The 24,956-nt window shown below is 59.5% G+C and carries 24 protein-coding genes and 1 tRNA gene; 6 read left to right on the top strand and 19 right to left on the bottom strand.

The window, feature by feature from the left end; all coding sequences use genetic code 11:
* The first annotated feature begins 13 nt into the window (after positions 1-13).
* Both GXM19_RS02895 and GXM19_RS02890 read left to right on the top strand, forming a co-directional pair.
* Positions 14-949 carry an NAD(P)/FAD-dependent oxidoreductase gene (locus GXM19_RS02895; RefSeq protein WP_040359863.1) on the top strand — a complete coding sequence of 312 codons (936 nt, stop codon included), beginning with the start codon at positions 14-16 and terminating at the stop codon, positions 947-949.
* Positions 950-1,105: 156 nt separating this feature from the next.
* Positions 1,106-1,717, top strand: a complete 612-nt coding sequence (locus GXM19_RS02890) for a DUF1836 domain-containing protein (protein WP_006235996.1) — start codon at positions 1,106-1,108, stop codon at positions 1,715-1,717.
* A 72-nt stretch (positions 1,718-1,789) separates the two neighbouring features.
* Here the strand turns inward: GXM19_RS02890 and GXM19_RS02885 are convergent, their stop codons facing one another.
* The 7 genes from GXM19_RS02885 to GXM19_RS02855 all read right to left on the bottom strand — a co-directional run bounded on the left by GXM19_RS02885 (position 1,790) and on the right by GXM19_RS02855 (position 7,040).
* The gene (locus tag GXM19_RS02885; protein WP_006235997.1) at positions 1,790-2,656 is read right to left on the bottom strand and encodes a DegV family protein; all 867 of its coding nucleotides are present in this window, start codon (positions 2,654-2,656) and stop codon (positions 1,790-1,792) included.
* Between the two features lie 164 nt (positions 2,657-2,820).
* Positions 2,821-3,948, bottom strand: coding sequence for a coiled-coil domain-containing protein (locus GXM19_RS02880; protein ID WP_203572376.1), 1,128 nt, complete (start codon positions 3,946-3,948; stop codon positions 2,821-2,823).
* Positions 3,949-3,980: 32 nt separating this feature from the next.
* Positions 3,981-4,511, bottom strand: a complete 531-nt coding sequence (locus tag GXM19_RS02875) for an adenine phosphoribosyltransferase (RefSeq protein WP_006235999.1) — start codon at positions 4,509-4,511, stop codon at positions 3,981-3,983.
* A 40-nt stretch (positions 4,512-4,551) separates the two neighbouring features.
* Positions 4,552-5,430: a transcriptional regulator FtsR gene (gene ftsR, locus GXM19_RS02870; protein ID WP_006236000.1), complete on the bottom strand. Its 879-nt coding sequence runs from the start codon at positions 5,428-5,430 to the stop codon at positions 4,552-4,554.
* Positions 5,431-5,433: 3 nt separating this feature from the next.
* The gene (locus GXM19_RS02865; protein WP_006236002.1) at positions 5,434-5,868 is read right to left on the bottom strand and encodes an FHA domain-containing protein; all 435 of its coding nucleotides are present in this window, start codon (positions 5,866-5,868) and stop codon (positions 5,434-5,436) included.
* Between the two features lie 66 nt (positions 5,869-5,934).
* On the bottom strand, positions 5,935-6,639 hold the full coding sequence (locus GXM19_RS02860) for a CDP-alcohol phosphatidyltransferase family protein (RefSeq protein ID WP_040359866.1): 705 nt from the start codon (positions 6,637-6,639) through the stop codon (positions 5,935-5,937).
* 149 nt (positions 6,640-6,788) lie between these two features.
* Positions 6,789-7,040 carry a dienelactone hydrolase family protein gene (locus GXM19_RS02855; RefSeq protein WP_006236004.1) on the bottom strand — a complete coding sequence of 84 codons (252 nt, stop codon included), beginning with the start codon at positions 7,038-7,040 and terminating at the stop codon, positions 6,789-6,791.
* A gap of 447 nt (positions 7,041-7,487) precedes the next feature.
* On the opposite strand from GXM19_RS02855, the gene GXM19_RS02845 reads away from it, so the two are divergent.
* Positions 7,488-8,279 carry a 7beta-hydroxysteroid dehydrogenase gene (locus GXM19_RS02845; protein ID WP_006236005.1) on the top strand — a complete coding sequence of 264 codons (792 nt, stop codon included), beginning with the start codon at positions 7,488-7,490 and terminating at the stop codon, positions 8,277-8,279.
* Between the two features lie 680 nt (positions 8,280-8,959).
* Here the strand turns inward: GXM19_RS02845 and GXM19_RS02840 are convergent.
* Positions 8,960-9,199, bottom strand: coding sequence for a hypothetical protein (locus tag GXM19_RS02840; RefSeq protein ID WP_006236008.1), 240 nt, complete (start codon positions 9,197-9,199; stop codon positions 8,960-8,962).
* A gap of 1,260 nt (positions 9,200-10,459) precedes the next feature.
* Between GXM19_RS02840 and GXM19_RS02835 the strand changes: the two genes are divergently transcribed.
* Both GXM19_RS02835 and relB read left to right on the top strand, forming a co-directional pair.
* Positions 10,460-11,131 (top strand): BspA family leucine-rich repeat surface protein, encoded by a 672-nt coding sequence (locus GXM19_RS02835; protein WP_006236013.1) that lies wholly within the window; start codon positions 10,460-10,462, stop codon positions 11,129-11,131.
* Positions 11,132-11,452: 321 nt separating this feature from the next.
* The gene (gene relB, locus GXM19_RS02830; protein WP_239057644.1) at positions 11,453-11,725 is read left to right on the top strand and encodes a type II toxin-antitoxin system RelB family antitoxin; all 273 of its coding nucleotides are present in this window, start codon (positions 11,453-11,455) and stop codon (positions 11,723-11,725) included.
* Here relB and GXM19_RS02825 read toward each other — a convergent pair.
* Positions 11,680-13,872, bottom strand: coding sequence for a hypothetical protein (locus GXM19_RS02825; protein ID WP_006236017.1), 2,193 nt, complete (start codon positions 13,870-13,872; stop codon positions 11,680-11,682). The genes relB and GXM19_RS02825 overlap by 46 nt on opposite strands.
* A gap of 483 nt (positions 13,873-14,355) precedes the next feature.
* On the opposite strand from GXM19_RS02825, the gene GXM19_RS02820 reads away from it, so the two are divergent.
* The gene (locus tag GXM19_RS02820) at positions 14,356-15,180 is read left to right on the top strand and encodes a DUF6273 domain-containing protein (protein ID WP_147293046.1); all 825 of its coding nucleotides are present in this window, start codon (positions 14,356-14,358) and stop codon (positions 15,178-15,180) included.
* A gap of 524 nt (positions 15,181-15,704) precedes the next feature.
* On the opposite strand, the gene GXM19_RS02815 is transcribed toward GXM19_RS02820, so the two are convergent.
* The 10 genes from GXM19_RS02815 to GXM19_RS02770 form a co-directional block, all read right to left on the bottom strand.
* Positions 15,705-15,781, bottom strand: a tRNA-Pro gene (locus GXM19_RS02815).
* Positions 15,782-15,861: 80 nt separating this feature from the next.
* Entirely contained in the window at positions 15,862-17,073 is a 1,212-nt protein-coding gene (gene coaBC, locus GXM19_RS02810) for a bifunctional phosphopantothenoylcysteine decarboxylase/phosphopantothenate--cysteine ligase CoaBC (protein WP_239057643.1), read from the bottom strand.
* Positions 17,074-17,076: 3 nt separating this feature from the next.
* Entirely contained in the window at positions 17,077-17,796 is a 720-nt protein-coding gene (locus GXM19_RS02805; protein ID WP_006236021.1) for a zinc ribbon domain-containing protein, read from the bottom strand.
* Positions 17,793-18,602: a Nif3-like dinuclear metal center hexameric protein gene (locus GXM19_RS02800; protein WP_006236022.1), complete on the bottom strand. Its 810-nt coding sequence runs from the start codon at positions 18,600-18,602 to the stop codon at positions 17,793-17,795. Before GXM19_RS02800 ends, GXM19_RS02805 begins: the two co-directional genes overlap by 4 nt.
* The gene (locus tag GXM19_RS02795) at positions 18,599-19,777 is read right to left on the bottom strand and encodes a cysteine desulfurase family protein (protein WP_115596188.1); all 1,179 of its coding nucleotides are present in this window, start codon (positions 19,775-19,777) and stop codon (positions 18,599-18,601) included. Before GXM19_RS02795 ends, GXM19_RS02800 begins: the two co-directional genes overlap by 4 nt.
* 6 nt (positions 19,778-19,783) lie before the next feature.
* Positions 19,784-20,455 carry a ribulose-phosphate 3-epimerase gene (rpe, locus tag GXM19_RS02790; RefSeq protein ID WP_006236026.1) on the bottom strand — a complete coding sequence of 224 codons (672 nt, stop codon included), beginning with the start codon at positions 20,453-20,455 and terminating at the stop codon, positions 19,784-19,786.
* An 18-nt stretch (positions 20,456-20,473) separates the two neighbouring features.
* Complete coding sequence (locus tag GXM19_RS02785) at positions 20,474-21,481, bottom strand: NAD(P)H-dependent glycerol-3-phosphate dehydrogenase (protein WP_006236027.1); 1,008 nt, start codon at positions 21,479-21,481, stop codon at positions 20,474-20,476.
* A 9-nt stretch (positions 21,482-21,490) separates the two neighbouring features.
* Positions 21,491-22,174: a glycerol-3-phosphate 1-O-acyltransferase PlsY gene (gene plsY, locus GXM19_RS02780; RefSeq protein WP_006236028.1), complete on the bottom strand. Its 684-nt coding sequence runs from the start codon at positions 22,172-22,174 to the stop codon at positions 21,491-21,493.
* Positions 22,167-23,501 (bottom strand): ribosome biogenesis GTPase Der, encoded by a 1,335-nt coding sequence (der, locus tag GXM19_RS02775; RefSeq protein WP_006236029.1) that lies wholly within the window; start codon positions 23,499-23,501, stop codon positions 22,167-22,169. Before der ends, plsY begins: the two co-directional genes overlap by 8 nt.
* Positions 23,502-23,511: 10 nt before the next feature.
* Complete coding sequence (locus GXM19_RS02770; RefSeq protein ID WP_006236030.1) at positions 23,512-24,954, bottom strand: DUF512 domain-containing protein; 1,443 nt, start codon at positions 24,952-24,954, stop codon at positions 23,512-23,514.
* Positions 24,955-24,956: the final 2 nt, after the last annotated feature.

Genomic DNA, 24,956 nt, shown 5'->3' with positions numbered 1-24,956 from the left:
GAGAGGATTCTTCATGACTACCGATCAGTCAATCGATGTTGCGATTATCGGCGGCGGCCCCGCGGGCTATGCTGGCGCCATTTATGCGGCGCGCGCCAACCTAACGACGACTGTCTTTGAGCAGGGCATGTCGGGCGGACAGATCGCCACGACCAACGAGGTTGAGAATTATCCTGGCATTCCGCTGCTGAGCGGTGCTGAACTTGGCGAGCGGTTCCAACAACATGCTGAAGGCTTGGGGGCTCAGGTTGAATGGAGTATGGTGACAGGCGTCGACTACGATGCCGATGCAGCGCTGTTTACGGTGCATCACGATATGGGCGATTCGCTGGCCTCGAGCGTTATCGCTTGTATGGGTGCAACGCCTCGACCGGCAGGTTTCGCTGGCGAGGATACCTATCGAGGTCGTGGCGTTTCATATTGCGCAACATGTGACGGCATGTTCTTCCGCGGCAAACAGGTCTTTATAATCGGTGGTGGCAATTCGGCATGCGAAGAGGCGCTGTTCCTGTCAGATATTGCCAGCAGTGTGACCATCGTGCTGCGCCGCGACCAGTTCCGTGCGCCTGATGGTGTTGTTCGGAAGGTGATCGAAAAGGACAATATTACAGTTAGGTACCAAACTAGTATTGTGGAGCTCTCGGGCGAAGCCATGCCAACGACGATCACCTTTAAGGACAATGCATCCGGTGAGACTCATACCGAGTCATTTGAGCCTGGCTCGTTTGGCATCTTTGTCTTTACCGGGACGCAACCCCATACCGAGCTTGTTGAGCATCTAGTCGATCTGGCGCCTGATGGCGGCATTCTGACTGATGAATCCATGGCGACCCGCACGCCAGGTTTATTTGCCGCTGGTGATATCCGTTCCAAGCGTTTACGCCAGGTTGTGACCGCCGTTTCTGACGGAGCCATAGCGGCAACCAGCGCATATGCATTTCTCCATTGATAAGTACGATAATATATCTTATGTAAGGTTGTTATCTTTTAACAAAGTGGTTGGACGGTGTATCAATGTGCTGTCCAACCACTTTTACTTGGCGACTATGTGGTATGCAAAACTAGATAACGTAGAATACAATATATAAATGAACGGAGGATCCTTATGAACCACGCCAAACGCGTTATCCCGATGTCCGATACATCGGTTAGCATTAAGCCTGAGGATATTCAGCCCACTGTGCTGCCCGATGCATTTATTCAGTCCGATATCGTACGCAAACTCAATACGTTGAGTCTGCCGCGCTATGACCAGTTGCCCAATGTGACGCTCTACCGCGACCAGGTCATTGAGTATGTCGCGCTGTGGATGGAGCCGCTGTCCCTTTGCGTTGAGCAGCCTATCATTACGCCATCGATGATCAATAACTACGTAAAGGTTGGCCTGGTGCCTGCTCCGGTCAAAAAGCAATATGGCCGCGAGCAAATTGCCCGCCTGATCGCTATCTGCATCTTTAAGCAGGTGCTACCTATTGCTGCGGTGCAGGCACTCTTTAACATTCAGCGTTTGAGCTACGATGCCCCGACGGCCTTCGACTATGTGGTCGATCAGCTTGAGGCATCGATTCGTTCGGCGTTTTCTGTCGAGCAGACGCCGGTTCCCGATACGGCGCATCAGGTAACGCGTGAGTCGCTGCTTGTGCGCAGTGCGGTTTCCTCCTTCGTTTCGAAGGCTTACTTGATGAGCTATCTCAAGTTCAACGGGTTTAATAGCTAGCCGACGTATAAAACGGGCGGGACAAAGAGCCATCTGTCGCTTTGTCCCGCCCGTATTTTGCTTGGTTGGACTTTATTTGCCTGAAGCTACGCCCATGCCGTAGCCGATGATGAGGCCGTGCATCTCGGCGTAATAGGAATCCAGGCCGCTGCAGGGCATGATGATGGTCTTGGAGCCGGGCCAATGTTCGACTATGCGATCAGCAAGCGCCTGGGCTCCAGCTTCGTTCTCAACGTGATCGATGATGACCTCACCGCCCGTAAAGCCCTCGGCTTCCATAGTGTCGATAATCTTGTTGAGCATCTTCTTTTCGCCACGCGTGTGCCCGACGAGTTCGATTTTACCGGCCTCACTCGCCGTGCCCAAAATGCGGATATTGAGCTTGTTGGCAATGACGCCGGCTGCCTTAGGGATACGTCCGGCTTTGGCGAGGTTTTCGTAATTGCACAAACTGAAGAGGATTTTGCTGTTCTGTTCAAGGCTATCGAAGTATGCGCAAGCATCCTCGAATGAGACATTCGGATTGCTTGCAAGATAGCGGTCGAACAGCAAGAAAATGAGGTCCATTTTGCCGCCAGCTGCGCGTGAATTGACTAGATGAATCTGTCGGTCGGGCTCCTCGGCAAGAACCATATCGCGAGCCGTGGCTGCCGCGTTGTAGCTGCCCGACACGCCCTCAGAGATCGGCATGCAGATGGTCTTGTCTGCCAATTTGAAGAGCTCGGCCCACTCCCCTACGCTGGGACAAGCGCTCGAAGAAGCGTTCGTCTCCGCCTGAACAGCGCAGTTGAGCTCATGAACATCGAGCGAAAGGTCATCGACGAATTCATGCTCCCCCACTCGAATTTTGAGGGGCGCAAATGCAAAGGTGGTATGGGGCGCGGTCGGTTGCCAATCGCGGAGGTTACAGCTTGAATCGGAGATAAGTGCCCAGCTCATAGAGGGTCCTTTCTAATCGTTCCCATTCAATTATAACCATCTTGCAGACCGATTGGGCCGCTATCTAGTATTCAAAACTAGATAGCGGACTGCACTAAAGGCAAAAGAATGGACCCCATGACTCAAAGCCACGAGGTCCATATCCGTTTGCTTTATCTGAATACTTAGTAGCGCACGAAAATGTAGTTGTTGTTCATGCCGGCGGCAACGGAGCTGATGATAACACCCGTGTTGTAGTCGGAAGCATGAATCATCTGACCACCACCGATGTAAATGCCGGTGTGGTACGAGTTGACTACAACGTCACCGGGCTGCGGATCGGACACACGCGTCCAGCCCATAAAGGTGCCCGTGGTGCCCAGGCGGCAATAGCGACCAGTAAGGCAATAGCTTACAAAACCAGAGCAGTCGAAGCTGTTCGGGCCAATTCCGCCCCAGGAATAGGCGCAACCAAGCTTGCTGTATGCACGCGAGACAACAGAACCGCCATCGACGGACTGGCTCGGAGCAGAAGGCGTCGGAGCCGGAGCAGGTGTGGAGGGCTGCGGCGTCGGAGCAGGTGCCGGCGTAGGAGCCGGAGTGTTGCCGCCCTGGTTGTTGTTATTGCTGGTCTGGCCACCGTTGTTGGTCTTCTCGGTCGTACCGGCAGTCTCGTTGCTCACCGTGGCCTTCTCGGCGGTGCTGGCGTTGATGCCGGCCTGCAGCGCGGCGTTGGCCTCGGCCTCTGCGGCAAGCTCGGCTTGCAGCTGCGAATCCAGGGAGTTTACGACGTTCTGGGCTTCAGCCTGCTGGGCGTTAAGCTCGTCAACCTTCTTTTGCGTGGTGGCGACGTTCTTCTCCTGCTCGGCCTGCTTATCGGTGAGCTGCTGCTTAAGCTCTTTGACCTCTTGAATGGTCTGAGCTTGCTTATCGGAAACTTTGCCGTAGTAGAACAAACGGTTGAGCATATCGCTCAGATCATCGACACCCGTCAGAACCTGAAGCAGGCTCAGACCGCCGGTTTTGTACTCGCCGGCGACATAGGTCGAGAGTTTGGCCTGACCATCGGCGATCTCCTGCTGCTTTTGCGTGATCTCGCCAGCAGTCTGATCGAGTGCCTGCGTCTGCGTGGCGAGCTCATCGTAAATCTGCTGGGTTTGGGTACCGATCTGCTCGAGCTTCGTACGAGCAGCGGCAAGGTCGGATGCGGTATCGGCGTAGGCAGGAGCCGCGAGGCCCAAGCCCAAAACACAAGCGAGGGTTGCCGTAGCAGCGCAGCGTGCCATGTTTTTGTGCGTGTTTGCTGTGCGCATGTAGCTTCCTTTCCAGTAACTAAGGGTAACGGCTAGTCCACCGTCACCAGGCTAAAGAGCTCCACATCGTCATCAGACGGCGTGAGCTTCTCGCGCGGGTTGAGAAACGCAAGCTCAAGGATACAACCGTAACCGACAAGCTTTGCGCCCATATCACGCACCAGTTTACCTGTTGCCTCGACGGTTCCGCCCGTCGCGACCAAGTCGTCCAGAATCAACACGGTATCTTTAGAGCTGATAGCGTCGGCATGGATTTCAATTGAATCGGTGCCGTACTCGAGCTCGTAGCTCTGACTTACGGTCTCGCGCGGTAGCTTGCCAGGTTTACGTGCGGGAACAAAGCCGGCGCCAAGGGCTACAGCCACCGGTACGCCAACCATAAAGCCGCGAGCCTCGGGACCCACGACCTTGGTGATTCCCATGCCGGCAAAGTGCTCGGCGAGGGCATCGGTCATGGCTTTGAGTGCCTCGGGATTGCCAAAGAGCGGCGTGATGTCTTTAAAGATGACTCCGGGCTCGGGATAGTCGGGGATGTCGACGATTTGAGATTCGAAGTCGTACATTTCAGGACCTTTCAATGGGTTGCCGGATAAGCGGCAGCGGTTATTTGGCCGCGTTGGCGGTGCCGGATTGCGAAGGGGCGACGACCTTGAGCGGCTTGACGAGAGAATCCTCGTGCGAAGCCGGCGCGGCTATCTCTTCGTTTTTGGCCTTGGTGGACTCGGAGCGAGTGATTTCCTCATCGAGTGCATCGATGTCGGCGTCTTCAACCACGGCGTTGAGCGATTCAAAAACGCGGTTCTTGAGCAGCGCGGTGTGCACGCCCTCCGTCAGGTCGTGAAGCTTCTTAAATGCACGCTCGAGCTTGGCGTCGCGCTCGTCATCGGAGGTATCCATGCCGAGCATGCTCACGAGCACCTGCTCAAACATCGAGGACTCGCGGTTGGCGGAAGACACGTACTGACGCAGGTTGCGGGGCTCGATATGGAAGCGTGACAGCTCGGAGCAGTAGCGGATGATCGGAAAATCGCGGCCATCGACAAGCTCGCGATTCTGCGGACTCTTGATGATGCGAATGAGGTCGTTCTCGGCGAGCGAGCGGATAAACGAAATCTCGACGCCCAACATATCGGGAATGGTCTCGATGGGATGCAGCTTTTGCTTAGTCTCCTTGGGCTCCGTCTTGAGCGGAACATCGGATAGCAAGCCCACCTCGTAGGCGAGCGTTGACAGGTCCGTGGCGTTTTCCAAGCGCTGCTTAATCACGTTGAGCGGCATGTAGCGGGTCTTCTGCAAGTGCAGGATGACCTCCAGACGATCAACGTCCTCCTTAGAGTACTGACGGTATCCCTTAGGCGTACGATGAGGGGTAATGAGCCCCTCATCCTCTAGAAATCTAATTTTTGAGTTCGAAAGATCGGGGTATGCGCCTCGAAGTAGGTTGACGACTTGGCCGATACTCAGATAGTTGCGTTCGGCCATGCCCTACTCACCGGTTTCGATGCGCTCCGGCGTGCTCTCGTGGTAGATGAGCGTAAACGTACCGATCTGAACGGAAGAACCGTCGTGCAGCGGGGCTGCATTGACAATGGCACCGTCGACCCAGGTACCATTGAGCGAGCCCAGGTCCTCGATGCGAGCGCCGAGGCCCTCGCGAATAATGCGCGCGTGGCTGCGCGAAACGGTCATGTCATTAAGGAAGATGCCGTTCGCGGGATCGCGGCCGATGGTGGTCACGTCGTCCTCGAGCTCAAAGGCGGCACCAGTCTGCGGACCCTTGACGATGGACAGGACGGGGGCGGTGATGCGCACGTTGGCCATGAGGTCGGGAACGGTGACGTCGCTTGAAGGCACGCGGAATACGCAGGTAGCGTCAGCAGTCTTATCATTCTGAGGCATATTGTTAACCATGTTGTCCATGACAACCCCTAACTTATCGCGGACGTGCCGCAAATAATGAACCGTACGTAATCATACCCCAACGAATCAGTCTTCGATTTCAGGGTTCAGAAAGTCGATGTCCTCGTCCTCGGGATGCGCGAGAGCCTGTTTAATGGCCACTCCGCCCTTAATGGAGTAGATGACAGCCGTGAGCATGGAGAAGATCACGCCGCCGTACACAAAGAAGATGCCGAGGGGCACCGAGCTTCCGTTGAGGCCCGGGAAGGCCGTAAGGGTTGAAGATAAAAGGTGCAGGCCGTCAATAACGGGGAAACCGAGCAGCATGAGTGAGAAGCCGGTCATGAGCAGCGCCGTGGCAATCTTTCCGGGAAAGACCACATCGATGGGGCGACGGTGATAATGACGCACGATAAGCGTGCCGATGCCCAGATAGATGTCGCGGCCAATAATGAGTACGCAGACCCAGATGGGCAGCTCTCCGCGGACCACCAGTCCAAGTACGCCGGTGAACAGCAGCGCACGGTCGCAAATGGGATCCATGACCTTGCCGAGCCACGAGACCGTCTTAGTCATGCGGGCGATCTGACCGTCCATCCAGTCGGTGGAGGCGGCAACGGCGTAGATAACGATGGCGATGACACGGTTGTTATCCGTCACAAACAGGTACAGAAATACCAGGGTGAGGATCAGGCGCGTAAAGGTGATGAAATTGGAGATCGTAAAGATCTTATTCGACGGGTAATCGGAAGTGCCGATAAGCTCCTTTTTGATCTTCTTTTTGATGCCCACAGGACTCCCCCGCTGGTTAACGACAAAACTTTCGATACTATACCCGTTCCGGCGATGTCTATCCAGCGCAGCCATAGAGAGTCCAGACATATGGAGGATGCTGCTGGGTGCCACGAGGACTCTCGCGCCGTTGCTTTAACAAAAAACTCTCACAGGAAGTAGCCGCGAGGGCTATGTTGGTAGTTGCAGCTACAGTTATTGTTGAGGGTGAGCAGCGCGTCGCGCACGCCGTAGAGGTAGCCGCTGATGAGCGCCCAGCGCACGCGCTCGTCGAGCGCAGCGAGGTAGAGCGTCTGCATGCCACCGCCGGAAAAGCCGACGCAGCCGAGTTCGCGCAGACTCCACGCGCCGCGCGCCGCAACGTAGTCGATGAGGCGCATGAGGTCCCAGGTCTTCGGCATCGATGTGCACATCGAGCATCACGCCGACCATGAACATTGCGAGAAACGTATTTGCCGAGCCCACCGAAGCGGTGACGTCGAGCACCGGCGCAGAATAGCGATGCATCCCTTTGTACATGGGCACACAAGGGGATACAGCAAAGGCGACCGGAGGTCGCAATACCCTCCTGGTGAACAGCTAGCAAGGTGAGTAAAACCACACCGAACGCCGCTCACGCCAGGGCGGCGTTCACCTTTTGGTTCCACCTGCCAGCACCTCCTCTCTCGATGCCGCAAGGGTTTCTTCGCGGTGATAGACCGACACCGTTCATCGTTGTTACGGGCTCGTTCGCAAAGTCGTGAACACGCTCCCCTCTTGTTCAGCGCATAATGGTGCACCGTGTGCGGCTGTGCGGTCGCACGCTAAAGGAGATGTGCCCGCATGGGCATCGAGAGAGAGGATGCAGCATGAACCTGAGGGAGAAGTACGGTGAGTGGGGCCTGATCCTGGGCGCGACCGAGGGCGTCGGCAAGGCGTTCTGCGAGAAGATCGCCGCCGGCGGCATGAACGTCGTCATGGTCGGCCGTCGCGAGGAGAAGCTGAACGTGCTCGCAGGCGAGATCCGCGAGACCTACGGCGTGGAGACCAAGGTCGTGCGCGCCGACTTTAGCCAGCCCGGCGCTGCCGAGACCGTCTTCGCCGCGACCGAGGGCCTGGACATGGGCTTCATGAGCTACGTGGCCTGCCTGCACAGCTTCGGTAAGATCCAGGACACCCCCTGGGAGAAGCACGAGGCCATGATCAACGTCAACGTCGTGACCTTCCTCAAGTGCTTCCACCACTACATGCGGATCTTTGCCGCCCAGGACCGCGGCGCCGTGATCAACGTCTCGTCGATGACCGGCATCAGCTCCAGCCCCTGGAACGGCCAGTACGGCGCGGGCAAGGCCTTCATCCTCAAGATGACCGAGGCCGTGGCCTGCGAGTGCGAGGGCACCGGCGTCGACGTCGAGGTCATCACCCTCGGCACCACCCTAACCCCCAGCCTGCTGTCCAACCTCCCCGGCGGCCCGCAGGGCGAGGCCGTCATGAAGATCGCCCTCACCCCCGAGGAGTGCGTTGACGAGGCCTTTGAGAAGCTGGGTAAGGAGCTCTCCGTCATCGCCGGCCAGCGCAACAAGGACTCCGTCCACGACTGGAAGGCAAACCACACCGAGGACGAGTACATCCGCTACATGGGGTCGTTCTACCGCGACTAGCAACTGCGGAACACACGCGCGAGGCTGCATACGGGTTCGCAGGTAGAGATGCGAGTGCGAGGGTTTCTTTGCGGGGGCGTGCGGATGCGGCGCCTGCGAGGGAACCCTCTTTTCATGGGTGGGCGCGACGGTATCTCTGCGCTCATCGTCGAGGGCGACCTGCCCGGCTCCCTCGTGATCTCCCCGCACGGGACCCCGCGCCCCGGCATCCTCTGGACCGTGTCCCGCTTGTGCCCAGTGGCTCGGCCGATCCGGCCCTCAGGGTATCGGATTCCCGCATTCATCCGTACACACACGGATGAATGCGGGAAGTGTCCGGATGAAGTTGATAATCAAGGAAACAATGCCGTTCTGCCTGGGACGGCTTTGGTCTCGACTTTAACTACAACATCGCAATCGACACTTATCAGCTCGCGCGACGCGCATGGCCAAATCTCGGACGCTGGTGCATGGAGGACCTTCGAGATTTACTGTACATCCAAAACGACGACGCACACCGCGTGCTCGCCGACTGCGAAGACGAGATGGCTGTCTACAATGCGATCAGAAACGGCGTGAAGTCCGGAGAGCTTTCTGTCGAACCGCCGCGCCGTCGCGCGAGCCGACCGGGCAACCCGGGCAATCTGGTCCCGGCTCTCCCGGTCGTATTCCTACGATATCGCCCCTAGATCACCAATGTGTCAGATAAAGAATGAGGCAATGGCTGTGATCACGCCTACGGCGGACGCAACGACTGCGCCTTTTTTCCTCTCCTTTAGTCCGACGAATAGGGTTGCCGTAAAGTAAAGGGCGGAAATGCAGGCTATGGCAAGCGAAACGAGTTCCTTGGGCGGTTTCAGCAAAAGGTCGCTAGCAAAGAGTAATGCAAGCAGGGCAAAGCCGATTGTGGTCAAGTATCTCGATTGGTTTTGCGACAACATGGCAACTTCCTTTCAGAACATGCAAGTGAAAAGTCGGTACGATGTCATTGCGGTTGCAAAAAAGCCGCCGCTAGGACCGGTTGTCACGAGACCGGCGATAACTTCAGCGGTGCCAGCAAGGTAGGGATCGCGCAGGCAAGCCTCCTCCTTCGCGTTCAACTTGACCTTGTGAGGGACGGGGCGGTTATTTGCAGATCCGTGAGAATCGCACCACGCCTTGGAATATGAATCCGTGCAGCGCCCGCGCTCAAAAAAGGGATATATCGTAATTTTCGTCGTAGTTGACTCCGACGTAGATATCGCTGCTCTCGGCGGGAGATCCCTCGTCGGCATGGGCTGCCGCAACGGGCACAAATGGTGTCATGACAAGGGAGAGGCAAAGAGTTGCTGAGACGATGGAGGGTAGGCATTTCTTCATGGCGGGCTCCTTAATCTGGCCTTTGATAGTTACTCGATGTCGCCTCCTTCAGCTTTCTATCCGTTGTATTCGGCGTATTTCTTTAATAAGGCAAGAGGTTCTTCCTCTCCTTCGGATAAGCCGATGATGTTTCCTTGATCATCCAGTATGAATACGGACGGAAGATGCTCAAGTTCATATTGGTCATACACGGTCTTATCTTAATCTATGTATATGGGAAAGTCTCCTTCATGGACCGAGGCTTCTTTAATTGTGCGTCCTCGGAAACAGTGAAAAGGTTCTTCCTTAAGGCTGCGAAATTATCAAGTTGTTGCATATCCTCTATGAGAGATTCACAGTGCGAACACCACGATGCCCAGAACATCAAGATGTTTTCCTCATTAGGTTTTAGCTTGTCAAAATAATTGACGTTTCGGCCGAGGCTGAAATCTTGGCCCATTTTAATGGACAAAGATGAGGGATAAGCATCGTGTTGCGGTTTGATATTGACGGCGATTAAGGCGGCGAAACACGTCAGAGTCGCCAAAGTCAGTAAGGCGATAACGCATTTTCTCGGTTTCCAGCTCATGACAGATCCCTCTCTCATGGTGAAACGCATACGTTTTGAAACGGGACGTCACTCCGAACGCCTTGCCCTCTTAGTGTGATTGCCGCAGCGGCATTGTCTGGTTAGCTGGCGAGGTCATGTCTATCCTCTACGGCGTCAGCCAATCCAATCCGAGAGGAGCCGCACATGAACGCAGCGGAAATTCCTTTCGGGGGGGGGGGTATCTCCGAGATTTACCCGCCGTCCGAAGGGGCAGTCGACAGTAGAGTACGTCCTGATCATCGCGATTATAGTCTTGGTTATCTTGATCGCGGGGCCGTGGGTCTCGTCTGCCATCAGAAACCAGTTCAACACGGTGGCGGGCGCCATCGGGTCTGGCACGACGGGCGAGAACTTCTACGAGCCGGAGGACATCCCCGACCCTGAGAACGGCACGGCGTTCGCGGTCTACTCCGAGGACGACCACAGCCTCATGTTCTACAAGAGGCGCGGGGTGCCCAAGGTAGGAGACATGTTCAACTACCGCAAGGTGACTGCGCTGTATACGGGATTCGAGACGGATCGCTATACACCGATAGACTACAACTACTCAAACGATGCGACAAACGCTCCGTGGTATAGCCGTTCAAGTGATTGTCGGAGCGTGTCCGTCGTTGACGGCGGCATTAAGCCGATCAGCATCTCCTTCTGGTTCCATCAATTCAAGAATTGCATTTCGTTTGATGTGTCGAAGCTCGATACCAGTTCGGTCTCCGGTATCGAGCATATTTTCTATAACTGCGGGAATGTGAGAGACCTGGATCTATCGACATGGGATTTATCTCATTGCGTGACCGCTGTATCGGCATTCGCATATCGGCATTCGCATATTGCCATAATCTGGAATCTATCGAATTCGGTCCTATCTCCACGGCTGATTTCAAGCCATATGGATGCTATTGGATGTTCTCAGACTGCAACAACCTGAGCCTCGACTGCTCGGAGTGGATTATCGATCCGAGCGCTGCAAATTATGCGTTCAACTCCGGGGCGCCCGGTGTGATCTCTCCCAAAGCGTGGCGTTAACCGGTATCGAACTCAGTGCGAGAAGCCGACCCCGGCGCATCGAGGACGGCTTCTCGTTTCAGCCGTTTTGAGAGCCGGTGTCTAATTCAATTTGACCCAGATAACGGGACGGACTCCGAGCACGTCATCCTGTTTGCTCCCGTAATCGCCCGATTTGATAATGCCTTCGGGTTCTCGGTTTTCTCCCCTGCTTGGCATTTGGAATTCAGGGCGTACGCGGTGGGTGGATAATTGGCTCAATCAGATGACGGCGTTGACGGGAACAATCATGGCGATGTACGAGATTGCGGTCAAGTTCGATGAGGGCGAAAGGGCTTTGATTCAGGGCCGTGCGGACGCTGCGGGCATGTCCTTTTCCGAGTTCGTGAGAAGGGCCGCGCTCGAGAAGGCTGAGGACATGGCGGACATCGAGGCCTACAACGAGGCCTTGGACGGGGATGGCGGCACCCGCTACCCGATGGAAGAGGTCGTGCGCATGGCGGTGGAGGCCGAGTGATTGTCCGCGCACATCGTCTGCTCGAACTCGACAAGGGCGTCGGATATCTGACTGCTGGTGGGAAGCGCGAAGCGCTCTCTGCGCGACACGATCTCATCGAACAACGGGACAAGGAACGCCCGGACCTTCGCCTCTTGGTCCTGCGATGAGAGCGTCTCCTCCATCAGCGCCTTGAACTCTTCCGGCTTTACGCCGTCTAGGGCGGCAAGCAGCTCGTCCATCTCGCGTCCGTCGAGCAGGTACTCGACCGCCATGCACGACACCATGGCGTTGAAGTACCGCCCGAAAGACGCGCCGTCGCCCTCGAACAGTATCCCGCCGACTACGCCCGCGGCCGCCGTGCCGACCGTTCCGCCAACCATGCCGCCCGCGAGGCCGACGATGGTCCCCACGCCGGGCGACACCGCCGTGCCGGCGACGGCGCCGACCTTCGCCGCCGCGACACCTGCTGCGGCGGCGCCGGCGATTCCCCCGGCGATCGAGGTGGCGAGGCATGCCATGTTCTGGGCGTACTGGGCGCCACTTGCCTTGCCCTGGAAGAGCCTGTAGGTCTCGGGGACTGAGAACACGGCGAGAGTCACCGCCGCCGAGACGGCGTTGCCCCTTAGCATCTTCGCAAGCTGCTTGGAGGCGGCCGCCCCGCTGATGGCGGTCTTGCCCGTAAGGGCGCGCAGGCCGTTGACGATTGTGGCGGACGCCTTGAATCCGAGCTTGCCGACCAACGCCTGGCTGGGCGCCATCAAGGCGTTGGAAAGCCCCGCTCTGGAGAGCTGCGAGACGACCATATGCTGGGCGAAGGACAGGCCGAACACCTGGACGCCGGCGGCGATGCCAGCCTGGACGGCACCGGTGATGTCCTTGGTCTCCCTGTACGCCATGAACGTCGTCGCCAGAAACGACAGGCCGAACGCGCAGGAGCATGTGACCGCGCCGGTCGCGGCGTCATAGGTCACCGATTCAATCGTTCCCGGTTTGGTGAGGTTCACCGCCTGGTCGTATGTGAGCTTGCCTTTGCGGACGATCTTCTCGGCGTCCTTGGGGTCGCTGACGCCGGGGACCTTGCCTTGGCTGATCTTCTTCTCGAAACCGCGGAGCACCTGCTGGTACTGGTCTTTCGGGACTTCGAGCTGCATCGGCGTGCGGTCTTCTGTGAGGTAGCGATACTGATGGCTGCTCGGGTCGAAGCACGCTTCGAGGGACCCTCGCGCCGTCTTGTAGTACTTGGTCTGGATCAGAACGCCGTCGACGCTTCGGTCGGCGCCGTTCTTCGCGTTGTCCCTCCCCAGAATCTCGGCCTGGTGGCCCTGGAGCCTGTCGATGATGCTGTTCGCCTCCTCGGCAAGCTCTCCGTGGCCCGCGGGGTTGTTGACCGCGGCCCGTTGCTCGACGAAGACCTCCCCGTTGCTGTTGATGGTCGCCGCCGCCGCGACTGCCGCGGCTTTGACCGCCGTATCGCCCACCGTGGCAAGCTCGCTGTCGATGCCGGCGGCGCGGTCATCCTCAAGGCCGCGGAGCGCCTGGCAGCGGGATATGAACTGGCCCCGGCACGCCTCATCGACGGTGAGCGCGAGGTTGCTTTCACCGTCGGAGGCGAAGGAGCCTGGTTCGAAGTGCGCCCACTCGAAGTAGAAGAGGCGAGACCGCCTCTTTTCCTTCCCCGGGACGGCGAACGCGTCGGCGTCCGCCTTGATGTAGACGCCCTTCTCGGTCATGGCGATGCCGCTGGGCCTGAGGTCGAACTCGGCGTCGGCCCAGACGACGGTCTGTTCCCTCGGTATCGGGAAGGCTGACTTCACCTTGGCTGCATTGGCTTCCGTCAACGGAAGTGGAGACTCCTGGAATGAGCCGAGTAGCTCCTGTGCGCGGGTCGCCTCAATCGCCCTCAGGGCTTCCTGTACCTTGGGCGCGTACTCCGCCTTCTCCGCATCAAGTCTTTCGGCCTCTATTTCGTCGAGGGCGGCCTTCGCGCCGCCCGTCGCCCCTGCGACCGCCGCGCCAGCCATTGTCGCCGCGTCTGCAACCGCAGCGCTTGCCGCTACTGCCATCCCAGATGCCCCCTCGGCAATCCTGGTCGCCGCCTCGCCGGCAGTCTTAGTGGCCCTCTGAATCTCCTGCAGCGGGTCGAAGCCTTTGTCGAATATGCTCATGGACGATTCTTTCTCGTGGGCGAACAGACAGTTCGAATCGCGTCGTTTCTCATACGAGCGTTATTATACTTTGCGTTTTATGCCTTTGGTTCAGCTGCCAGACCCGGCGCAGGGAACTCGAGCAAGATTGTCAAACATTGGGCTGTACAAGGGGGGGTACCCACAATCGCCTCTATATCGACGAGGTGCAGCCGTGCGAGGGCTTCGAGAGGGCAATTGGCTGCATTCAAGACACTCGGTTTTCTCCCCTACCGTCATCGTTGCCGCTGCGGCAAGACCGGAGCAGGATTTTGGAATAGCCCTACGCTCGGCGATGTATCTACAAACCCTGAGCGAAGGGAGTGTCGCATATGCATGCAGCGGCAATTGACCTTCGGGGGGGGGGTATCTCCTAGGAATACCCGCCTCCGAGGTCAATCTATCATCGAGTACGTCCTGATCATCGCAATCATCGGTCTGGTGATCGTGTTCGCGGGACCCGGCGTGGCCGGGGCCATCCGAAACCAGTTCAACCTGGTCGGCAATACGGTGAACAATGGGACGACCGCCGGCACCGAGGGCGGCGGTGCGCCAGGCGGCGGCTCCACGGGAGCCGATTCGGCGACCGTCCAGGCGGCAATCGCCAAGGACGCCAAGGACTGGACGCTCGATGAGCAGAAGGCCGTCGCCGAGGATATCGCCGCGAAGGGCGAGGCATCTCCCGCCTACGCCAAGGCCAAGGCCGCTATGGACGCGGGGACGAAGTTCTCGATGAAACTGACGAACGGCAAGACGCTCGAATACCGCATCGTCGGCATCAACCACGATGATCTGGCCGACGGTTCCGGCAAGGCGGGCCTGACGTTTGAGGCGACCAACACTGTCTTGGACGCCCAGAGAATGAACGCCACGGGCACTAACGTCGGTGGCTGGGACAAGTCGGAGCTTCGCAGCCGTCTCAACAGCGGTGACCTCTGGTCGCTCCTGCCGGCCGAGATCCAGTCCAAGGTGAAGTCTGTCAAGAAGATGACCGACAATAAGGGCGGCGGCACCGCAGGCACCCCCTCAGTCACGACTGACAAGATCTTCCTGCTCTCTACGACCGAGGTATACGGGGACATGCAGTCCGACGGCGTCCAGTACGAGTTCTACAAGTCCAAGGGCGTGACGACGTCGAACTACTCCGGAGCTTCGTCGAGGTGGCATCACTGGACTCGCTCTGTGACTCCGAGCGCCTCCACGGGCTTCCGCTTTGTCGTTGGCAACGGCGACTGGGACTACAGCAACGCGACGGGCGTCCCCTATGTGTTCCCCGCTTTCTCCTTCTAATTCATCTTTCTGTCTTTAGATTCATCTGTTAAGCCCGCACAGGCTGCGCGGGCTTTTCTTTTGGCAAGTGTACGAACGGTTTAGGTTCGTGGCACAGGTATTCGGGTTGAGGAGAAATAGGGTCATACAGCGGCTCTCAGAGCGCCAGCCGCACTCCTCCGCCATTACCTCTGCGGCGTCCTCGTATAGAGCCCGTCCTGCTTGGCGTTTCGTTGCAACAGCCCACTTGTCCACCAATCAAGTGGACTACTGGAATAAATACAGCGACACGCTTGTTCGATACAGTCGCTATATCTGTGTAAATCGCCGCGATTAATACAGCCTGTACTCGACTGTATACCAGCTACGCGTATGTAGATTCGTATCGCGTTAATAAATCGGCTCAAGCGTGTGCAAAACGCGCAAGTAGCCGCAAAAGGCGATTATCGCGTAGGTAGATTTTTGGCACCTTGTTGCTTAATCAAAATTAAGCAATTGCTTAAAACAAAAAAGGTCAGGCACTAGGTGCCTGACCTGCAAACTTCTGGTCGGGACGACTGGATTCGAACCAGCGACCCCTTGACCCCCAGTCAAGTGCGCTACCAAGCTGCGCCACGTCCCGAAGCTTTTGTTTGTTGCTCTGCTCTCGCTCGCAACAGGGAGTATATTAACCCGAAACTTTAGACTTGTGCAAGAACTTTTTTACAATTTTTGAAGCAAGTCCAAAATTGTATCTGCGAGCTGGGGTTTTGTTAGTACGGGAAGTTCTTGCGTACCCGTTGTGCTCACAATCCAGGCCTTGTTGGTGTCGGTCCCAAAGCCCGAATCGGTGCGTGAGACATCGTTGGCGATTATTACATCGCACCCCTTGCGGGCCAATTTGCGCTCTGCGTACTCGACAACGTTATCGGTCTCGGCCGCAAATCCGATCACGCATCGCTCGCCCTTCTGGCGCGAGAGCTCGGCCAAAATATCGACCGTCTCGACCAGTTCGATGCGATCCAGGCGCTCGTTGGCCTTTTTGAGCTTATGGTCCGCAGGGGCCGCGGGGGTGTAGTCGGCGACGGCGGCCGCACAAATTGCCGCATCGGCCGTCTGGAAGGCGCTCAGGGCCGCCTGGAGCATCTCTGCGGCGGTCTGCACGCGCACGCACTCCACGCCGCAGGGCACATCGAGTGATGTCGGTCCCAACACGAGCGTGACCGCAGCGCCGCGGCGTGCGGCCTCCCCCGCCAGGGCGATGCCCATCTTGCCCGAAGAGCGGTTGCCAATGAATCGCACGGGGTCGATCGGCTCGTGCGTGGGACCGGCGGTAATTACGATGCGCTTACCCGCCAGGTCCTGTGGCGCGGGGTTGAGCACCTCACAGACAGCCTCTACGATGACCTCGGGCTCGCTCATGCGTCCCGTGTCCACGTTGCCGCAGGCAAGGTAGCCGCTGCCCGGACCCACCACATGGACACCGCGCTCGCGCAGCGTGGCCATGTTGGCCTGCGTCGCCGGCGCCTTCCACATGCCGTTGTTCATAGCGGGTGCGATCACGATGGGTCGCGGCGTCGCAAGCAGCGTGGTGGAGATGAGGTCATCGGCGACGCCGTTGGCCATCTTGGCGATGATATTGGCCGTCGCGGGCGCCACGACCACCAGATCGGGCTCCTGCGCCAGCGAAATGTGGTGGATGGGGTCGGAGGGATCGTCGAATAGGCCCACCGCGACCGGCTCATTGGTGAGTGCGCGGAAGGTAAGCGGCCCCACAAACTCGGTGGCATGCTCGCTCATAACGACCTTGACGCGCGCGCCGCGCTTTTGCAGCAGGCGCACGATATTGCACGACTTATAGGCGGCGATCCCGCCGGTAATGCCCAGCAGGATCGTATTTCCCTCAAGTTGCATTGAATTGTTGGGTGCCGCCATCGTTTAAGCTTCCTTGCTCGGGAGCACCAGGAGGCGGTGGCAGTACGGGCAGTGCGTAATTGACCTACCGTCGTGGTTGAGGTCGCTCATGGACGATGCCTGCAGCGCGGTGTGGCAGACCGTGGGGATGTTGCCCTGGATGGTCTCGACGGCCAGGCCACGGAACTGCTTGAGCAGACGCTCGTAGTCGGTGAGAACGTCGGCCGGCAGCGTGGCAGCAAGCGCGGTGCGCTCCTTAGCGGCGGCGTCAATCTGAGCCTGCAGGTCGGCAGCCTTGGCGCGGGCGGCCTTGGTATCGGCCTTCACGCCCTCCTCGAACTTGGCGATGATTGCCTGCGCGCGGGCCTCGCGGTCGAGCGCCTCCTTATGGGCGACAACGACGTCCTTGCGGGTGTGCTCAATCTTGTCCAGACGCTTGGCCAGGGTGGCGAGTTCATTCTCCAGGTCCTGAACCTCGCGGTAGTCGGAGCCGTCGACATGGCGCTTCTTGGCAGCCTCGATGGCGTTGTTGGTCTGAATCTCGGTGGTGTTGAGATCGTCGAGCTCAATGTCCAGATCCTTGCGCTGGGCGTAGAGCTTGGTCATCTCGGACTTGAGCTTCACATAGGTCTTGCGCTTGGAAGCGAGCTCCTTGAGCTCCGGCATATTGGCAAGTTCGCTCTTGTTGCGGGCGAGCTCCAAATCGATCTGTTGCAGCTTGAGTAGCGTAGCGCCGGCGCTCATAAGTTCTCTCCTTTTGTCACAGTCCACCATTGGCAAGGGTTCAGTATTTTAATCGCATGACGGGGGTCGACCCCGGCGTCAACTGCAGAGTTCATCAATATATCAACGAACGGCTCCTCGGAGCGGTCGTGGCCGAGCAAGATCACCGGCAGCCCGCGTAAGGCAAGGTCTTGCGCCACGTGGTATCCCGCCTCGCCCGTCACGACAACGTCCGCGCCCGCGGCGATGGCGAGCTCTCCAAAGTCGCCCAGGGAGCCGCCCAAAATGGCGACGGTGCGGCACGGGCGATCGGCTTCGCCCCACACACGCGGGTCGCTGCCGAAGGCCGTGGCAGCACGGGTGGCAAGATCGCGCAGCGTGCACGGGTCGTTGAGCGTTGCAAGCGCGCCCAGGCCGGTTGCCTCGGGGTCGTCCACGTGCTCCAGTGAGCTCACGGGTGCGGCACCCAGCAGCTCGCTCAGGCAGACACGGGCTTCGTGCGAGCAGTCCAGGTTGGTGTGGAGCGATATGATGCTCACGCCGCAACGGGCCGCCTCATAGAGTGCCGCGCTGCACTGGGGGCGTGACGCATCCGCCGGACAAAACGCCTCGGGCGCCTTGATATAGACGGGGTGATGCGTCAGCAGCACGTTGGCACCGGCATCTTGTGCGCGGCGAACATTAGCTTCGGTCGCATCGAGTGCGCAGGCCACGCCAGCAATCTCGGCGGCAGGGTCGCCCACGGAGAGCCCTACATGATCCCAGCCCTCGGCGTCCGCCTTGGGGTAGCGCGCCAGCAGCGCGCGTTCAAGCTCGGCGACGATCATGCAGTACCTACGATCGAGAGCAGCGTCTGGGCAAAGTCGTCCAGGTCAGCCGGGTCCACGCGGTCATCGAAGGAGATGCGCAGTGCGCCTAGCGCCTGCTCGCGACCAATGCCCATGGCGCTGAGCACGTGGCTCGGGTCCATGCTGCCGCTCGAGCACGCCGAGCCGGCCGAAACCTCAAAGCCGGCGGCGTCGAGCTTGACGATGAGCTCCTCGGAGTCCATGCCGTCGACGTAGATCGAAACCATGCCCGGCAGACGATCGGCCTGCGCGTAGTCGCCCATGGTGGCGTGAATGCGCGGGTGGGCCGTAAGCGTGGCGTAGAGCTTGTTGGAAAGGGTTTGCAGCGTCGCACGCTCCTGGGCCACATGGGGCGCCAGCGTGCGGGCGGCAGCGGCAAAGGCCAGCTGCGTGCGCAGGTCCTGCGTGCCGGCACGACGACCGGCCTCCTGTCCGCCGCCAAAGATGCGCGGGCGCAGCGGCGTGCGGTTCTTAAGGTAGAGCGCGCCGGATGCCACGGGGCCACCGATCTTGTGCGCGGCAACGGTCATGGCGTCAACTCCCAGCTCGGTGACATCGAGCGGAATGTGCAGATACCCCTGGATGGCATCGGTGTGGAACAGGGCGCCCACGGTATGCGCGGCCGCGGCAAGCTCGCGGATGGGCTGTACCACGCCGGTCTCGTTGTTGGCGACCATAATGCTCACGAGCGCCACGTCGTCGCCGAGCAAGTCGCTCAGCGCGGCGGGTTCGATGTAGCCCGCGCGGCAGGGCTGCACCAGGTCGACGGTAAAGCCGGCGGCGCGCAGCAGCGGCAGGTTGTCCAGAATCGAATCGTGCTCGATGGCCGAAACGATTACACGATCGCGCTTGCGATCGCGCTGACGAGCACCCTCGGCAAGACCGAGCAGCGCAAGCTGGTTGGCCTCGGTGCCGCCGTTGGTAAGGATGATCTCGGACGGGCGAACGCGTGCGCCAAAGCTACGGGCGATCTCGCGACGAGCGACTTCTAGGCGTGCGGCGGCCTTGCGGCCAAGCGAGTGCAGCGAGTTGGGGTTGACGCCGGCAAGCTCGCTGTCGTCGTACTCGCGCTGCGCAAGGAGCGCCTCGGCGCGCATGGGCGTCGAGGCGGCATAGTCAAGATTCACGGGTATGCGGTTTTGACCTGCGGTCATAAGGGTTTATGCCTCCTGTGCAGCCTCGTTGCCCAGCTTCTGCAGCAGCGCAACCTCGGCGGCGGGATCTTCGGACTTAAATACGGCGGAGCCGGCCACCAGGACATTTGCGCCGGCCTTGACGACCTCGGCAATGTTCTTGGAAGAAATGCCACCGTCGACCTCGATGAGGGGCGAAACGCCGTGACGCTCGCACATGGCCTTGAGCTCTTGGAGCTTAGCGATGGTGCCCGGGATAAAGCTCTGGCCGCCAAAGCCTGGGTTCACGCTCATGAGCAGCACCATATCGACGACGTCGATGATGCTCTCGAGCACGCACACGGGGGTGGCGGGGTTGAGCACAACGCCGGCCTTGACGCCGCGCTGCTGCAGATGCGTGAGCGTGCGGTGCAGGTGCGTGGAAGCCTCGTAGTGCACGGTGATCATGTCGGCGCCGGCGTCGGCGTACCAATCCACCGTCTCGTCGGGGTTCGATACCATCAGGTGCGCGTCGACCGGTACATCGGTGGAGCGCTTGACGGCCTTAAGGATGTCAACGCCAAAGGTGAGGTTGCCGGTAAAGTGGCCGTCCATAACGTCAAAGTGCACGTAATCGGCGCCGGCGATCTTGTCGAGCTCGCCCTTGAGGTTGGCCATGTCGGCCGAAAGGACGGACGGAGCGATTTTAATGGAACCCATGGTAGAAGCCTTTCTGCGCTAGTCGTTGAGTCCGTAGAACTCTTGAGAGGGGACGCGGTCGGTAAGGATCTCGAGCGCCCTATCCAAAGTAACACCGTTGTAGAGCGTTTGCTCCACGGCAAAGGTGAGCGGAATGTCTACGCCCAGTGAACGGGCGAGCTCGCTCACGCTGCGGGCGGCGACGGCGCCCTCGACCACCATATGCGTGCGCGTCTGATACTCGTCGAGCGACACGCCGTGGGCAAACTCGTAGCCAAAGGTGCGGTTGCGCGAATGCTCCGAGGTGCAGGTGGCGATGAGGTCACCCATGCCGGCAAGTCCCATGCAGGTCATAGCCTGCCCGCCGCGGGCATGCACCAGACGGCTGATCTCGGCCAGGCCGCGCGTCATGATAAGGGCGAGCGTGTTGTCGCCCGCACCGGTACCGGCGGAGATGCCACACACGATCGCGATGACATTTTTCATGGCGCCGCAAACCTCGACGCCGGTCATGTCCTGTGACAGGTAGATGCGGAAGGCCGTGGACAGGAGCAGGTCCTTAAAGGTCTCCCCTATCTGCGGATCTTCGCTGGCGATGACGGCGGCAGAAAGTCCACCGCGGCAGATTTCCTCAGCATGGTTGGGGCCCGAGAGCGCCGCCACGCGCGACTCGTTGCCGATCTCGCTGGTGATGACCTCGCTCATGAGCAGGCCAGACTCGGGCTCAATGCCCTTGGTGAGGCAGAGCACCGGGGTGCCGGCGGCGATGAAGAGTGCTGCCTGATGACATACGCTGCGCAGGTGTGTGGAGGGCACGGCAAAGATAATGGAGTCGGCGCCGTCGAGCGCCTGCGACAGGTCCGTGGTGGCGACAACGTTGCCGGGCAGCTCGTAGTCCACCAGATACCGGGGATTGCGGTGCTCGCCATTGATGCCGGCGGCCGTCTGCTCGCTATGGGCCCACATGGTCACGCGCTCGGCTCGCGCGGCGGCAAGGCCGGCGACGGCGGTTCCCCAGGAGCCAGAGCCAATTAGCGCAACATTCATGACTCTCTCCTACTTATCGTCGGGCTCGGTGACGCGCTTGGTAAACGAGAGCTTGGACTCCTTACCGGTCATGAGCTTTTTGATGTTCGCGCGATGGGCCCACACCACGGTGATGCCGATCATCGCCATGCAAAACTTAAGTCCCAGGCTGCTGTACGGAAAGACCGCGCAAGCAGCGATGGGAAGGCCGATGGCAGCGGCAAGCGATCCCACCGACACATACTTGGTGATGGCGACGGCCACGATAAACATGCCCAGCAGCGACAGGCCAATGGGCCAGTACCAGGCGAGAATAACGCCCAGACCCACGGCGATACCCTTGCCTCCATGGAAGTTGAGGTAGGGCGAGAAGATATGGCCCCACACCGCTGCCAGACAAATGACGCCGAGCATCCAGTCGCCGGCGGCGCCGGGGGCCATAATGCTCACGGGGAAGCCATAGCCCAAGTCGGCAATGAGCGGACGCGCGATAAGGACGCAGATGGCGCCCTTAAGGCAGTCGAGCAGCAGCGTGAGCGCGGCCACCTTGGGGCCGGCCACGCGCAGCGCGTTGGTGGTGCCGATGTTGCCGGAGCCCGCCTTGCGAATGTCCGTGTGGTTGAACACGCGGCCCAAGATCAGGCCAAACGGAATCGCTCCGATAAAGAACGAGACCACGGCGCAGATGGCGGTCAGCAGAATCGGATTATGCATCCTTTTGCTCCTTCTTTCTAAAGAAGAGTCGAATGGGCGTGCCGGCAAAGTCGAAGGTCGAGCGCATGCGGTTCTCCACATAGCGCTGGTAGGTGTCGTTGACCAAGTCGCTGTGGTTGACGAAGAACGTGAACGTCGGCGGGTTGACGCCCGTCTGGGTCACGTAGTGCATGCGCAGGCGGCGCTTGCCGTCCACCACGGTATGACCGAACTCGCGCAGGTCGGTGAGGAACGTGTTGAGGCGCGAGGTGCTGATCTTTTGCGAGCGCGTCTTTTCGGCAGCGTCGACCATTGCCCAGATCTTCTCGACGCTGCGCCCGGTCAGGGCCGAAATGCGCAGGTACTGGGCCCAGGGAGCCATGACGCCTAGACGGCGGTCGATGGTCTCCATGCAGGCCTCGCGCTTACGGTCGTCGTCGAGCAGATCCCACTTGTTGAGCAGCACAACGATGGCGCAGCCGCGCTCGATGGCCAAGCCCATGACCTTCTGGTCCTGCTCGGTAACGCCCACGGAGGCGTCGACGACGAGTAGCGCCACGTCGGCGCGGTCGATGGCGCGCAGGCCGCGGACCATGGAGTAGTACTCGATGTTCTCGTACACGGTGCTCTTCTTGCGGATTCCCGCGGTATCGACCATGCGGTAGTGCTTGCCGTTGCGCTCGACGACTGTGTCGATGGCGTCGCGCGTGGTGCCGGCGATGTTCGAGACGATGGAGCGGTCGGCGCCCAGGATTCGGTTGAACAGCGAAGACTTACCGGCGTTGGGGCGGCCGATGATGGCGACGTTCAGCGCGTCGGGGAACTCATCGGCGACCTCGTCCTCTTCCTCGGGAAGCAGGGCCACGATGTCGTCGAGCAGGTCGCCCGTGCCGTGGCCGTGCAGGGCCGAGAGCGGCGTGGGCTCGCCGATACCGAGCGAATAGAACTCCCAGATGCTGTCGTTCTCTCGATCAGGGTTGTCGAGCTTGTTCACCAGCAGAAAGACCGGCTTGTCGCAGCGCTTGAGCATGCGAGCGACCGACTCATCCTCCTCGGTGACGCCGGTGCGGCCGTCGACCACAAACAGGATGACGGCGGCTTCCTCGGCGGCGGCGAGGGCCTGGTCGCGAATGGACGTGGCGAAGACGTCATCGCTCTTGAGCGGTTCGATGCCGCCCGTGTCGACGATGGTGAACTCGCGGCCGTTCCAATCGGCCGTGTGGTACGAGCGGTCGCGCGTGACGCCGCGGGACTCGTGGACGATGGCGTCCGAGGTCTGGGCCAGGCGGTTAACGAGCGTGGACTTGCCCACGTTGGGGCGTCCGACGACGGCGACGATAGGTTTCATCTGCACTCCTTTAATGGGTAGGGTCAGTGGAAATGTTAGAGTCCGCGGGCACAATGCCAAGGATGTGCTCCAGGGTATCGAGCAGCTCATGCGGCATGGTCGACACCACATGAACCTCGGCGCCGCGACTGGTAAGGCTTGCGAGTAAATCGTCACGATGATACTCGTCAAGCGTCATGCCGTCAGCGTTGAATATGAGCTTAGGCACAAAGAGCATAACCCCCGACAGGTCTTGGGGCAGCTGCTCCAGAATGTCACACGCGACGATGAGGCCGGTCACGTCCACGTTGCCGCCAAAGTAGCGATTCTTGATGGCCGTGACAGTGCCGGCGAGTCCCCGGGGCGACTCCACAAAGCGGGCCACCGTGTCGCGTGCGCTGGCGCCCGAGAGACACAGAAGCCGCTGGTTGCGGGCGGCGACGGCCTCGCGGGCGCGGGCCAGACGCTCGGCGTCGGTAGCCAGCACGTCGTCGGTCTCGTCCAGATACGAGCGGATCATGCCAATGCCATCGTAGTACTGCGGGTACCCGTCGTAAAAGTCTGCCTCGGGAGGATCGATGCCGGCGTCCAGATAGAACTCGTCGCTCATCTGGAAGGTGTGGCGGCCAAAACGCTCGAAGGCGCGGTCCTGGTAGGGACGGATCATGGCAATGGTCTCGCGCGCCAGTTCGGGCTTGTCGCTGTATGACCAGCTAAAGCGGTTCTGATGCTTGGTAAAACCGAGCGGCACAATGCCCAGGCTTGTGATTTGCTCGTGCTCCTCGCAAAAGCGCAGGGTCTTTTCCAGCTCTTCGCCGTCGTTCATGCCAGGGCACAGTACGATCTGGGCGTGGATCTCGATGCCGGCGGCCATGATGGCCTCGAGTACGTCCATGCCGCGCTGGGCGTTGCGGCCCATCATGCGGCGGCGGACGTCGGGGCTTACGGCATGGACCGACACGTTCATGGGGCTCATGTTGCGTTGGATGACGTTTTCAACATCTTCGTCGGTGAGGTTCGTGAGCGTGACAAAGTTGCCCTGCAAAAAGCTCAGTCGGTAGTCGTCATCGCGAATATAGAGCGTTGAGCGGCCGCCCTTGGGCAGCATGGTCATAAAACAGAACACGCAGGCGTTCACACAGGTGCGCATGCCGTCAAAGATGGGGCCGTCGAACTCCAGGCCCCAGTCCTCGCCCGGGAAGCGGTCGAGCTCGACGGAGGTGACGGTGTTGTCGCGTGGGTCGAAAACCTCGAGGTCGACGGTATCATCGTCGGCCTCCCAAAGCCATACGATCATGTCGGTCAGCTGCTCGCCGTTGACCGTGAGCACGCGCATTCCCGGCTCGATACCCACATCCCACGCGGGCGATTCGGGACGCACGTTCTTAACGAGCGCGCCCTCACCCGGCTCGGGGTCGCGGCTGCGCCCGTAATCGGCCACCTCGGCGGCGTATGCGGGTACGGTATGGTCCATGG

Origin of the sequence: Collinsella aerofaciens ATCC 25986, from assembly GCF_010509075.1 — a bacterium.
In the GTDB taxonomy this organism is placed as follows: Bacteria; Actinomycetota; Coriobacteriia; order Coriobacteriales; family Coriobacteriaceae; genus Collinsella; species Collinsella aerofaciens.
The sequence above is the reverse complement of the archived record's forward strand: the minus strand, read 5'-3'. Positions and strand labels throughout refer to the sequence as shown.